Below are 12,930 nucleotides of genomic sequence, written 5' to 3'. Positions count from 1 at the left end.
CGTGACGAGCGACGATCAGTATGATCGCGTGCAGCACTGACTACGCGTGCGTCGGCACCGTCTCCAGGTAGTCCCCGACCGCGAACCACCGTCATCGCTGACCTAGGTCCCCGTACCCCCGTACACGAACAGGTCCACGTTCCCCATGCCTTCGGAGGCACCATGAGCCGGGAGTCCCGCCCGGGGCAGTCCCGGCCCACCGCCGTCATCGTCATCGCACCCGACGAACGCAGCGCCGAGATCGTCGTCGAGGGGCGCCGCCAGGTCGTCACGGGCCAGGCGCCCAAGGAGACGCGGCGCGCCGCGCTGGACGTCGCCACCGGCTACGCCGCCAGGATCGGTCAGCCGGTCCTCATCGACGCCCGGGACGCCAACGGCTACTGGCGTCTGGTCGCCACGCCCACGGGCGTGGTGCAGGCGGCCGACCAGGTCGTGGCCAGCCACGAGCCGACGCCTCCTCCTCCCGCCCCGGCCGACCCTCCCGCCAGAGGTGCCGGGACCGGCCCCCAGCCAGGTGTCCGGCCCGAGGCCAAGGAGAGGAAGAAGGGCGGCCGGGCCCTCGTCATCGTGGGCGCCGCCGTGCTCGCCCTGGTGCTGCTCGCCGGTGCGGGCGCCGCCGCCTGGCGCTTCCTGCCCGGCCTCGGCGGGGGACCCGGGGACGACGTCGCCACGGACCTGACCACCCTCAACCACCCCGCGCCGCCCCACTTCTCCACGACCGTCGACTTCAGCGCGCAGGTCGCCCCGGGCAGCCAGCCTGGGGTCAGCCGCCAGGGCGACCTGCTCGCCTACGTCGACCCCGAACAGCGGCTCAACCTGCTCGACGCCGACGGTGAGCGACTGTGGTCGGTCGACCTGCCCGTGGAGGTCGGCGAGGTGCTCGGAGCGCCCTGGTTCGTGGAGTACGGCGGCGAGAAGGCCGTCGTCATGGAGACCGCCCAGACCCTGTGGTTCTGGTCCACGGAGGACGGCGATTCCGTCGGAGTCGACCTGCCCGAAGCCGCCTTCGTCCAGTACGTGGGCACATCCGCTCTCATACGCACCGAGACCGAGGCCTTCGTCCCGGTCGGCGGCGAACTGCGGCAGGTCGACTTCCCCGAGGGATCGGCGCCCATGCTGGCCGAGGGGGAGGACGTTCTCGCCGCCGTGGTCAACGGACCCTGGACCTGGGTCAGTCCCGAGGGCAACCCCGTGGCGGTCAATCCCCAGCGGCCGGATGACGCGGGCGAGATGGAGGCCGTTCTCACCGCCCTGCGCGAGTACGTCGTCATCCGCTGGGAGCCCCTGCGGGGCGAGGGCACGGTCCTGGCCTTCCACGACACCCAGGACGGAAGCGTCATCGGCAGCGCCCAGGTCGATCCCGCCGACCTGGAGGACGTGCGCCACCGCTCGGAGGCCGTGGGTACCCAGTTGGTCGCCTACGGACCCGCGGTGATGGACCCCGAGAACGGGCGGACCGCGGTCGTTCCGGGCTTCCAACCCGACATCGCGGTCGGCCCCCTCGTCTTCGGCCAGATCGACGGAGCCCCAGTGGCCGTCGACGCCGAGGGCAGGGTCGAGGAGGCTCCCGCGGACTCCGTCCCACCCATCGGCCTGCTCGGAGAGCGGGCCGTCGTGGTCCACGAGGACCACCTTTATGCCATCCCCTCTGAATAGATCAGTACACGAGAAGAGAAAGGAGTGGGATGACCCCCAAAAAGCGCGTTTTCACCGTGACCGCGGCTGGCCTGTTCATGGCCGGTTTCTCCGCGGGTCCGGCGTTCGCTGACACCCTGGACGCGACCGCGGCTGAGGCGGCCCCCCAGGCCGCCGAGAACACGGTCATCAACCTCGCTGCTGAGGATGTCGCTCCGGCCGTTGAGCCCCAGCCTCTGGACCTCGACGTGCCCGTCTTCCCCGGCTTGCCCGGTGACGGCGGCGACGGCGGTGACCCCGGCACCGGTGACCCTGGCGATCCGGGTGACCCCGGTCCGGGTGACCCCGGTGACCCGGGCGATCCTGGCCCCGGTGACCCCGGTGACCCCGGTCCGGGTGACCCGGGCGATCCTGGTCCTGGCGACCCGGGTGACCCCGGTCCCGGTGACCCCGACCCGGGTGACCCCGGTGACCCCGACCCGGGTGACCCCGGTGACCCCGGTGACCCGGGCGACCCCGACCCGGGTGACCCCGGCGACCCTGGTGACCCGGGTGACCCCGGCGACCCCGACCCGGGTGACCCGGGCGACGACGGCAACCCCCCCGGTGACGGCGGGACGCCCCCTGGTGACGGCGACGACGACGGCAACGGCGGCGGCGACGAGATCCAGGCCCCCGGTACCACCGCCCCCGGTGGTAGCGCCCCCGAGGCCGCCGCTCCGGTGAGCGAGGGCAACGGCGACGGCGACGACGACGGTGACGAGACCCTCGCCACCACCGGCGTCGACATGCAGGGCTTCGTGCTCGGCGGCGCCGTGGTGACGGGCATCGGCGCTCTGGCCCTGTGGGCCGGGGCCCGCCGTCCGGCTCCGATCGCCTAACGGCATCACCCCGCCGCACGGTCCCTGGACCGCGTGGCGACGAGGGCCCCCGACCGTCGGGTCGGGGGCCCTCTCACGTGCGCGGGAGGAGAACCGCGCGGTCCCGGCGGGGGCGGCGCGACGGTCCTTCGGACCTCACACGCGCGGACGCAGGGCGAAGGCGAGCAGGAAGGCGCCCACACCGGCACCCGCGATCACCCACAGCGCGTTCCCCAGGCTGGAGGAGTCGGCGAGGAAGCCCACCAGCGGCGGGAAGGCCAGGAAGCCCGCGCGGCCCAGCCACCCGACGACGGTGATCCCGTCCCCGGTGCGCACGCCCGGCACGTTCCCCGCCGCCGCCAGGGTCAGCGGGAAGAGCGTGGACACGCCCAGTCCCATCACCCCGAAGCCGATGACCGTGGCCACCGGGTTCGGTACCAGCAGGGCGAACGCGATTCCGCCGCCCGCCAGCAGACCGCACGCGCGTCCCACGGCGGCAGCGCCGAACCGGTCGGTCACCCGGTCGCCGGCCAGGCGACCCAGCGTCATCATCGCCTGGCAGGCCACGAACGGCATCGCCGCCAGGAACAGGGACGCCTCCAGTTCCGAGGTCATGTACACCGCGCCCCAGGTGGCGGCGGAGTCCTCGATGCCTCCGGCGAACATCAGCAGCACGCTCAGCACCAGCAGGAGCAGCACGGCCCGTCCGGGCACGCGCAGGCGTCGCCCGCTCCCGGCGTCCGTGCCGTCCTCGCGCTCGCTGCTCTCCGGGCCGGGCAGCAGCATCCGGCTCACCGCCAGGTTCACGCACACCAGCACCGCGGCCACGCCGCCCAGGTGCCACAGGATGGGCACGCCGGTACCGGCCATGGCCGCGCCCAGGAGGCCTCCGGCCACCGCGGCCATGCTCCACAGCGCGTGGAAGGTGTTGATGATGCTGCGTCTGTAGCGCCGCTGGACGCGCAGGCCGTGTGAGTTCTGCGCCGAGTCGGTCCAGGCGTCCGCGCTGCCCAGCACGAACAGCGCCGCCGCCAGCATCCACCAGTTCTGCGCCAGCGCGATGAATGGGAGCGCTCCCAGAGAGATGAGGCTGGTCCCCACCGCCGTCCGGCCGCTGCCGAACCAGTGGATCAGCGGGCCCGCCAGCATGCCGGTCAGGATCGCGCCGGTCGGCATCGCCGCGATCGCCAGGCCCAGTTCCGTGTTGCTCAGCCCCAGCTGGGCCTTGAGCACCGGCAGCCACGGGACGGCGTTGGTGTAGGTGAAGCCGTTGACGAAGAAGAGGGTGGAGACCGCGACTCTGGCCCTGCGGGCCTCCGGCGGAGGGGACTCGGTTCTGGTCTGGACGTTCACGGCGGCTCCCAGGACGGCTTTCGGTGCGTGCAGATGCTATCGAGTCCGGTCATCGGATGGCAGGCCTTTTCCATGGCCCCGGACAGGTTCGTCCCCGGGCCGATCCCGTTCCACCGCTCGTGCGGGACGGCCCCCCTCCCGGAGCCGTCGTCCACGGTGGGACCGCCCCGGCGGGTCCCGCCGGACCCTTCTTGCCTTCGGATGGAAGAGGAAGTCAAATAGAGGTCCTGCTCCGTCACCGGACAGACCCCTGACCGCCCCCGACAGGACCCGCGTCCCACACGTCCCGCCCCCGACACGACCCGCCTCCACTCCGCCCGAGATCCTCCGCCCCGGCCCCCGTCCGTCACCCTCCCCGGGTGCCCGACCCGAGCCCCCGCCCAGCGGCCCGCTCCCGCGCAGGGCGTCCAGCCCGCTGTCCGCCGCCTCCCCCACGCCGGGAACCGTGTCCGCACGGCCCGGACGGAACCGGAAGAGCCCATGATCAACACGAGCGCGCTGCGAGAGAAGCCCACACTCACCGGGAGGAGCGTACGCCTGACGCCCCTGGCGGCCGAGCACACCGACGCCTACTTCGCCGCCAGCCTCGACGAGGAGGTCCGCAGACTCACCGGCACCCACCGGCGCATCACCTACGCGCAGGCCAAGGAGTGGTGCGAGAGCCGCGCGGACCGCACCGACCGCCTGGACCTGGCCATCATCGCGCCCAAGGACGGGCGCTACCTGGGCGAGCTGTCGCTCTACGCCGTCGCGCCCGACAACGAGAGCGCCGGGTACCGCATCGCCCTGTCCGCGATCGAGTTCACCGGCCGGGGCCTGGGCAGGGAGGCCACCCAGCTCGTGCTGGAGTACGCCTTCGAGCACATCGGCCTGCACCGCGTCTGGCTGTACGTCTACGCCTTCAACATGAGGGCGATCGCCGTCTACCGCTCCTGCGGCTTCGCAGTGGAGGGGCGCATGCGCGACTCCCTGCTGTGGGACGGGCGCCGCTACGACGCGCTGCTGATGGCCGTGTTCCGGAACGGCTTCCGCCGCACCTGAGGGACGGTTTTGCTCGGGTGCGGGGTTGGAACCGCCGTGTCGGGGGGTATCTGGGTACCACTTTCCAGCGGCTCATCCACACAGCCGAGAGGAGCGGTACCGGGGCCCGGTCCCCGGCGCCGGTGAGGCCATGAACCCAGTACCCGTTTCACTGCCCTTCGCCGACCGGTCGGAGGCGGGGCGCCGACTCGCGGAGCGGGTGCGCCCCTTCGCGGTCGACGAACCCCTCGTGCTGGCCCTGCCCCGCGGGGGCGTGCCGGTCGGCGCGGAACTCGCCCTGCGGCTGGGCGCCGACTTCGACGTGCTCATGGTTCGCAAGATCGGTCTGCCGGGACACCCCGAGATGGGGGTCGGCGCCGTCGCCGAGGACGGGCGCGTCCTCTATGACGACCGCGCCCTGGCCCGGCTGCACGTGCCCCGCCAGGCCCTGTCCGACACCGTCGCCGCCGAACGCGACGAACTCGACCGCAGGCGCCGCGTCTACCGGGGAGAGCGCCCGCCCCCGCGGATCGCCGGGCGCGACTGCGTGGTCGTGGACGACGGCGTCGCCACCGGGGGCACCGCCCGCGCCGCGCTGCGCATGGTCCGCCAGGCCGGTCCGGCGCGACTGGTCCTGGCGGTGCCGGTCGCCTCGCCGGAGGCGGTCGCGCTGCTGCGGGAGGAGGCCGACGCCCTGGTGGTGCTCAGCGCGCCGGACAACTTCCGCGCGGTGGGGGAGTGGTACCGCGACTTCGGCCAGCTCTCCGACGACCACGTCACCGCCATCCTCGCCGAGAACGCGCACACCCGGCCGCGGTCGGGCCGGACACGGCGCGTGCGGGTGCCCGCGGGAGGGGTCCACCTCGACGGCGACCTCACCGTGCCCGCCGAGACGCGCGGCGCGGTGGTGATGGCCGCGGGGGAGGGGCGCGCGGACGAGCGGTGGCGGTCGGTCGCCTCGGTCCTGCAGCAGGCCGGGTACGCCACCCTCCTCATGGACCTGCTGACCGAGCGGGAAAGCCCGCCCGGCTCCTCCGACACCGCTCCCGACGCCGCCTCCGGTGTCGGCGCCGACGAACTCGGCGAGCGGTTGGGCGCCGCGGCCGCCTGGTTGCGCCGGACATCGGAGACCGCGGACGAGCCCCTGGGCGTGCTGGCCTCGGGCGACGCCGCGGCCTCGGCCCTGGTCGCCGCGGCCCGGTACCCGCGGGACGTGGCCGCGGTGGTGGCGCACGGAGGGAGGATCGACGTGGCCGAGGCGAGCCTGCCGGACGTGCGGGCGTCGGTCCTGGTGCTGCTGGAGGGGGACGACTCCTTCCTGCGCGAGCTCGGCGAGTGGACGCGCGCCCGGATCGGCGGTTCCACGGACCTGCGGGTGGTGTCGGGGGCCGAGCGGCTGCTCCGCGACTCCCGCGAGTGGCGCCGTGTGGCGGCCGAGGCCCTGGACTGGTTCGACCGGCACCTGGGGGCGGGTCGAAGCTGAGGCGCCGGCGGGCCGGACACGGCCGTCCCATGGGCGGGAGCGGTGCCTTTCACCGGAGACGGGAGAACACCGGGCATGAGAAAACCCGCGGCGCCCTCGACGTTGTTCGTCGGGGCGCCGCGGGTTGTTCGGGGGCCGGGGCCACCGGGGGAGATCCGCCTGCGGGAATTTCCGGACTACGCGGCGTTCGCGCGGCGCATGCGGCGACGGCGCTCGGAGGCGCGCTCGTCCTCGTTCAGCCCGCCCCAGGTGCCGTACTTCTCCGGACGCGAGATCGCATAGTCCAGGCAGTCGTTTCGAACCGGGCAGGCCGCACAGATCTCCTTGGCCTTGCGCTCACGGATCTCCCGCTCCGGCTGGCGTTCGCCGTCCGGACCGAAGAAGAGCACAAGGTCCTCGCCCCGGCACGCGGCGGCATCCTGCCACCCCCAGTGCGGGCGGGGGCGCAGCGCGGCCTGCCGACGTACCTGAGACATGCTTGAACCACCTCTACTGAAATCACTAGTAAGCTGTCGGAAAAAGCTTCAGTCACCAAAATTGGTCATGCGGCGCGAGTCACCCCGCACGACGCAAACGCCGAGCGGTGCGAGTGATGTTCCCCGGTGTGGCTGAGACCACGAGAAGCACAGGTACTGCGGCACCGATCCGCCGAGCGGCGGAGTGCTCTCACGCGAACGGCTGCGGAGGCGGTGACGGCCTCCGTCCGAGCCGGTACGTAATCATGCCATCCCTCGTCCCGATCATGCACGGGGGGTAGGGAAATTACTCGCACAACCGTTACCGAAACCAGATGACAACTGACCGGTGTGCGGTCTTTTGTCTGAGTTTGTTGTGCATCGCAAGATCTGGGGCCTTGCGAAGGACACAGCACATCGTATGGTGCGATGTCCCTCCTGCCTAGGGGGTCCTCCTGATGTGCGGGTCACATTGCGGTCTGCGCGGAGTTCCCGGTTCGGGCCTGACCGTATGTCCTCACCCTCCGTCGATGCCGGTGAGGAGGGTGAGCGGTCCCTCCCGCGTCCGTTTCCGGGCGTCCTCCCTCGCGTCCCGTGCCCCTACCCCGTCGGTCCGCGAACCCCACACGACACGCCGTTCCGCGGCTCCCGCGTCAACCCCTCCCGCGTGCCTGAAGGCCGCCCCTAGGGGAAGTACCAGGGTGGGGCGCCCGAACGGGTCGTGGTGCGCGGACGTCCCAGACGGTAGAAACAACGGACACGGCCGCTCCGCGGCCGCGTGTCCCCGTAGCGGGACACCAACACGAGGGAGGACGAGAACACCGTGGGCCTCTTGCGGTTCATCCTGAACGTCATCTGGATCTTCGTCGCTGGGTTCTGGCTGGCCGTCGGCTACGTCTTCGCGGGCGTCATCTGCTGCATCCTCATCGTCACGATCCCCTTCGGCGTCGCCTCGTTCCGCATGGCCAGGTACGCGATCTGGCCCTTCGGGCGCGATCTCGTGCGCAGGCCCGGCGCGGGCGGGGGCAGCACCTTCCTCAACGTCATCTGGGTGATCGTCGCCGGTTGGTGGCTGGCCCTCGGCCACATCGCCACCGCGATCGGCCTCGCCGTCACTATCATCGGTATCCCCATGGCCTGGGCCTCGCTGAAGATGATCCCCGTGGCCCTCGCGCCCTTCGGCAACGAGATCGTCGAGAGCGGCCACCCGCGGGAACCCTGGCAGTTCTGACAGCGTTGACCTCCCACCGGGCCCGTGGGAAACACGGGCCCCGCCCGTTCGCCCCCCGCGAGACCACCCCCATGCGGCCGTCGGTCCCCCGACCTCCACCGCGCAACGTCCAGAGAATGGAGTCCATGTGCAAGCCCAGCGGCCGGGAGTGTGGGCGCTCCTGAACAAGTGGCTCTCCGCACGCAGAGCCCGCGCCGAGCGCCTCGCCAGGCTGGAGGCGGAGAACGAGCGCTCCCGTGCCGAGCCCCAGGCCGCGGACGAGGGGCCGACCGAGCAGCACCAGGGAGACGACAACCTCCTGCGGTCCATCAGCGACGTGGCCTGGCGGGTACTGCTCATCGGCGTGGTGGCGGGCCTGCTCGTCTACGTGCTCGTCTACCTGTCGGTCGTCACGCTGCCGGTGATCCTGGCGGTGTTCCTCACCGCCCTGCTCATGCCGATCGCCAACGGGCTGCGCCGCAAGGGGCTGGGCAGGGGGCTGTCGACCACCATCGCCCTGCTGGTCGGACTCATCGTCTTCGGCGGCGTGATCTCGCTGATCGTCACGCCCGCGATCCAGGGCTTCGGTCCGCTGGTGGACAGCGTCACCAGCGCGATCACCGAGCTCCAGGACATCCGGCTGCCCTTCGTCGACCCGGCCCTGTTCACCGACATGATCGACGACGCCTGGGCGCAGATCCAGAGCATGATCACCGAGAACCAGGACCAGCTGCTCAGCGGCGCCTGGACCGCCACCTCGGCGGTGATCTCGGTCCTGGTCGGCATCGTCCTGATCATCGCCCTGACCGTGTACTTCGTGCACTCGGGCGACCAGCTCATGGACTGGCTGGTCACCCTGCTGCCGGCCCGCTCGCGCCCGGGCATGCGCCACGCGGGCGACGTCGCCTACGGGGTCATGGGGCGCTACGTGCGGGGCGTGGCCGCGGTCGGCTTCTTCGACGCCGTCGGTATCGGTATCGCCCTGGTCATCTTCCTCGACATCAACCTGGCCATCCCGCTGATCGTGCTGACCTTCGTCGGGGCCTTCCTGCCGATCATCGGCGCCTTCCTCACCGGCCTGCTCGCCGCCCTGGTGGCCTTCGTGACCGAGGGCTGGGTCGTGGCCCTGATCATCGTCGGCGCCGTGCTCCTGGTGCAGCAGCTGGAGAGCAACGTCTTCGCGCCGCGCATCTACGGCGCCTCGCTCGACCTGCCCTCGCCGGTCGTGCTCATCGGGATCTCCGTCGGCGCGGTCGTCGGCGGTATCCCCGGCATGTTCCTGTCCACCCCGGTGGTCGCCGTGCTGGCCGCGCTGCTGCGCAACCGCCCGCCCTCCAGCGGTGACGACTCCGGCGGAGGGGACGCGGACGTGGCCGAGGTCAAGGCGGACACCGTCGTGGTCAGGGCCGACCAGGGGACCGGCCAGGACGCCTCCGGCGGAGCCACCGCGGTCGATCCCCCCGAACAGAAGTAGGTCCGGGGGCGGCGCCGCCATATCCGCGCCGCCCCCGGGAATGCCCGGCGCCCCCGCCCCGTTGACCGGGCGGGGGCGCCCGCGTTCCGGTCACATCCTCGCGCCGCCCCCTGCCGGTGCCGTTAGTCTGGGTCGGTAGGCCCCGAGCCGCCCCTCCCGCCGCCGCGCGAGGGAGATCATGTCTCCCCGCGGCGCACACGCGTGCCCGGCCGCCCCGACCAGCCACACCGGTCGCACCCGAACGTCCCACCACCCCGTAGGAAGCCCCACCATGCTGATCGCCACCGACCTCGAACTGCGCGTCGGTCCTCGACTCCTGTTGGAGCCGACCACCTTCCGCGTCGCCGCCGGGGACCGGATCGGACTGGTCGGCCGCAACGGTGCGGGCAAGACCACCATGACCAAGGTGCTGGCGGGCGAGGGCCTGCCCACCGGCGGCACGGTCACCTCCTCCGGCAGCATCGGCTACCTGCCCCAGGACCCGCGCACCGGCGACCTGGACGTGATCGCCAGGGACCGGATCCTGTCGGCGCGCGGCATCGACGAGGCCCTGCGCGGGATGCGCGAGGCCGAGAAGAAGATGGCCAGCACCGACACCAAGACCCGTAACAAGGGCGTGCGCGCCTACTCGCGCTGGGAGGAGCGGCTGCACGTGCTGGGCGGCTACTCCGCCGAGTCCGAGGCCGCCGCCATCTCCTCCAGCCTGGGTCTGCCGGACAAGGTGCTCGGCCAGCCGCTGCACACGCTCTCGGGCGGTCAGCGCCGCCGGATCGAGCTGGCGCGCATCCTGTTCAGCGGGGCCGACACCCTGCTCCTGGACGAGCCCACCAACCACCTGGACGCCGACTCCATCGCCTGGCTGCGCGACTTCCTCAAGTCCCACCAGGGCGGGCTCATCGTGATCAGCCACGACGTGGAACTGGTCGAGCACGTGGTGAACAAGGTGTTCTACCTCGACGCCAACCGCAGCGTCATCGACGTCTACAACATGGGCTGGAAGCTGTACCTGGAGCAGCGCGAGGCCGACGAGCGCCGCCGCAGGCGCGAGCTGGCCAACGCCGAGAAGCAGGCCGACACCCTGCGCAAGCAGGCCGACCGCTTCCGGGCCAAGGCGTCCAAGGCGCGCGCCGCGCAGCAGATGCTCAACCGGGCCGACCGCCTCCTGGACGGCGTGCAGGGCGTGCGCAAGTCCGACAAGGTGGCCAAGCTGCGCTTCCCCGACCCGGCGCCCAGCGGCCGCACGCCGCTCATGGCCGAGGGCCTGTCCAAGTCCTACGGGTCCCTGGAGATCTTCGCCGGGGTGGACCTGGCCATCGACCGGGGCAGCCGCGTGGTGATCCTGGGCCTCAACGGCGCGGGCAAGACCACCCTGCTGCGCCTGCTCGGCGGTGTCGAGACACCCGACACGGGCCGGGTCGTGCCCGGTCACGGGCTCAAGCTCGGCTACTACGCCCAGGAGCACGAGACCCTGGACGTGGACCGGTCCGTGCTGGAGAACATGATGAGCGCGGCCCCGGACCTGCCGGAGGTCGAGGCGCGGCGCACGCTGGGCTCGTTCCTGTTCACCGGCGACGACGTGGACAAGCCCGCGGGCGTGCTCTCCGGCGGTGAGAAGACCCGGCTGGCGCTGGCCACGCTGGTGGTCTCCAGCGCCAACGTGCTGCTGCTGGACGAGCCCACCAACAACCTCGACCCGGCCAGCCGCGAGGAGATCCTGGCGGCGCTGCGCAACTACAAGGGCGCGATCGTGCTCGTCACCCACGACGAGGGCGCGGTCGAGGCACTCCAGCCCGAGCGGGTCATCCTCCTGCCCGACGGCGTCGAGGACGTGTGGAACGCCGAGTTCGAGGACCTCATCGCGCTGGCCTGACGCCGCCCGCGGCGGACGCGGGGTGTGGGGGAGGTGGACGCCCGGCGGGCCCGGGAGGTTCACCTCCCCTCTTTTCGGTCAGTGTTCGCCCCGTGCCGAAAACGGCGTTCTCGGCGGGGCGTCCGCGTGGTGTGGCGGTCCGCGGGCCCGATACCGGATCATGAGGGTGTCCCACGACGGGTGATCCGACGACTCTGAGGAGTGAGTGAGTGAACGACGCGCCGATCAAGCGCCCACGGCTGGCGGGGGAGGACCGTTCCGCGCTCGCCGCCCAGCTCAAGAGCCGCTACGACGCGGGGGAGAGCATCCGCATGCTGGCGGCGGCCACCGGACGGTCCTACGGTTTCGTCCACCGGCTCCTGAGTGAGGCCGGGGTGGAACTGCGCGGTCGCGGAGGCCCCACGCGCAAGGCGTGAGGCGTCGCGGCCCGGCCCGCTGGCCGCCCTGTGTTACCGATGGGTAATATCCGGGGGTGACCCCGAACACGACGGAGGAACCCATGGCACAGGCGACGAACGGGTCCGGACCGGCGCCCACCGAGGAGGAGCTCTCCCGGGCCAGGCTCAGGCTGGTGGTGCGGGGGCCGGTCGCCCACGTCACCATCAGCCGCCCCGACCGCCGCAACGCGATGACCGGGCGCACCTGGACCACGCTGGCCCGCATCGGCCAGACCCTCCCCGAGGACGTCCGAATCGTCGTCATCGACGGGGACGGCGACATCTTCTCCGCCGGGATCGACCTCGGCATGTTCAGCCCCGAGGGCGTCGACGGCGAGCGCTCCATGGTCGCGGGCCTGGCCGACGGCACCGCCTCCGACGCCGAGGTGCGGGACTACATCGCCGGCCTGCAGGAGGGCTTCCTCTGGCTGCGCCGCCCCGACCTGGTCACCGTCGCCGCCGTGCGCGGCCACGCCATCGGCGCGGGCTTCCAGCTGGCCCTGTCCTGCGACCTGCGCATCCTGGCCGACGACGCCCAGCTGTGCATGAAGGAGCCCGCCCTGGGGCTGGTCCCCGACCTCACCGGCACCAAGCCCCTGGTCGACATCGTCGGCGTCAACCGCGCGATCGAGATCTGCCTGACCGCCCGCCGCGTGGGCGCCCAGGAGGCGCGTGACCTCGGCCTGGCCGAGCTCGTGGTCCCCGCGGACGAACTCTCCGCCGCGGTGGACGACGTCGTGGCCGCCCTGCTCGCCACCGACCGCGCGGCCGCCACCGCCACCAAGGCCCTGCTCCAGCAGGCCGCGGGCAACACCCTCCAGCGGCAGGCCGAGGCCGAGCGCGCGGCGCAGGCCGCCCGGCTGGCCGCCCTGGCCCGGGCCTCGGTCGACGGATCCCGCTAGCGCTCCGCCTCCCGTCCTCCTGCCCCGGACCAGGGGCGACGCCGCGTACCCGGCGGTCGCGCGAAGATGTGGACGGGAGGGGGAGACCCTTGTCACCGGTCGAAAACCCCCACCCGGTCCCCGTCGTGGGAGGATCTCTAGTACTCTTCTACGAGCGGTCGTGACATGCCGCGCGCATCCGAGCGCGCCGAGGCCGCGCAAGACGCGGAGAGCGTGCCGACCCGGTCGGCG

Annotated in this window: 11 protein-coding genes; 9 read left to right on the top strand and 2 right to left on the bottom strand. The window is 72.2% G+C overall.

The features are described from left to right. Positions 1-162: 162 nt before the first annotated feature. On the top strand, positions 163-1,656 hold the full coding sequence (locus tag NDAS_RS13865) for a hypothetical protein (RefSeq protein WP_013153829.1): 1,494 nt from the start codon (positions 163-165) through the stop codon (positions 1,654-1,656). A gap of 29 nt (positions 1,657-1,685) precedes the next feature. Continuing rightward, complete coding sequence (locus tag NDAS_RS29580) at positions 1,686-2,516, top strand: hypothetical protein (protein ID WP_013153828.1); 831 nt, start codon at positions 1,686-1,688, stop codon at positions 2,514-2,516. Positions 2,517-2,651: 135 nt separating this feature from the next. Here the strand turns inward: NDAS_RS29580 and NDAS_RS13855 are convergent, their stop codons facing one another. Continuing rightward, positions 2,652-3,848, bottom strand: coding sequence for an MFS transporter (locus NDAS_RS13855; RefSeq protein ID WP_013153827.1), 1,197 nt, complete (start codon positions 3,846-3,848; stop codon positions 2,652-2,654). Between the two features lie 480 nt (positions 3,849-4,328). Here NDAS_RS13855 and NDAS_RS13850 point away from each other — a divergent pair, with 480 nt between their 5' ends. Further along, entirely contained in the window at positions 4,329-4,889 is a 561-nt protein-coding gene (locus NDAS_RS13850; RefSeq protein ID WP_013153826.1) for a GNAT family N-acetyltransferase, read from the top strand. 130 nt (positions 4,890-5,019) lie between these two features. Further along, positions 5,020-6,351, top strand: a complete 1,332-nt coding sequence (locus NDAS_RS13845; RefSeq protein WP_013153825.1) for a phosphoribosyltransferase family protein — start codon at positions 5,020-5,022, stop codon at positions 6,349-6,351. A 176-nt stretch (positions 6,352-6,527) separates the two neighbouring features. Here the strand turns inward: NDAS_RS13845 and NDAS_RS13840 are convergent, their stop codons facing one another. After that, the gene (locus NDAS_RS13840) at positions 6,528-6,827 is read right to left on the bottom strand and encodes a WhiB family transcriptional regulator (protein WP_013153824.1); all 300 of its coding nucleotides are present in this window, start codon (positions 6,825-6,827) and stop codon (positions 6,528-6,530) included. Between the two features lie 802 nt (positions 6,828-7,629). On the opposite strand from NDAS_RS13840, the gene NDAS_RS13835 reads away from it, so the two are divergent. From NDAS_RS13835 to NDAS_RS13815, 5 genes are all read left to right on the top strand, one after another. Next, positions 7,630-8,037 (top strand): YccF domain-containing protein, encoded by a 408-nt coding sequence (locus NDAS_RS13835; protein WP_013153823.1) that lies wholly within the window; start codon positions 7,630-7,632, stop codon positions 8,035-8,037. A gap of 148 nt (positions 8,038-8,185) precedes the next feature. Further along, positions 8,186-9,490 carry an AI-2E family transporter gene (locus NDAS_RS13830; RefSeq protein ID WP_126625084.1) on the top strand — a complete coding sequence of 435 codons (1,305 nt, stop codon included), beginning with the start codon at positions 8,186-8,188 and terminating at the stop codon, positions 9,488-9,490. Positions 9,491-9,761: 271 nt separating this feature from the next. Further along, the gene (locus NDAS_RS13825) at positions 9,762-11,360 is read left to right on the top strand and encodes an ABC-F family ATP-binding cassette domain-containing protein (protein ID WP_013153821.1); all 1,599 of its coding nucleotides are present in this window, start codon (positions 9,762-9,764) and stop codon (positions 11,358-11,360) included. 209 nt (positions 11,361-11,569) lie between these two features. After that, on the top strand, positions 11,570-11,776 hold the full coding sequence (locus NDAS_RS13820; protein WP_013153820.1) for a helix-turn-helix domain-containing protein: 207 nt from the start codon (positions 11,570-11,572) through the stop codon (positions 11,774-11,776). 83 nt (positions 11,777-11,859) lie between these two features. Continuing rightward, positions 11,860-12,699 (top strand): enoyl-CoA hydratase/isomerase family protein, encoded by an 840-nt coding sequence (locus NDAS_RS13815; RefSeq protein WP_013153819.1) that lies wholly within the window; start codon positions 11,860-11,862, stop codon positions 12,697-12,699. Positions 12,700-12,930: the final 231 nt, after the last annotated feature.

Source organism: Nocardiopsis dassonvillei subsp. dassonvillei DSM 43111 (assembly GCF_000092985.1).
GTDB lineage: Bacteria > Actinomycetota > Actinomycetes > Streptosporangiales > Streptosporangiaceae > Nocardiopsis > Nocardiopsis dassonvillei.
Note: the sequence above shows the minus strand (reverse complement) of the source record. Positions and strands in the feature narration are given on the sequence as shown.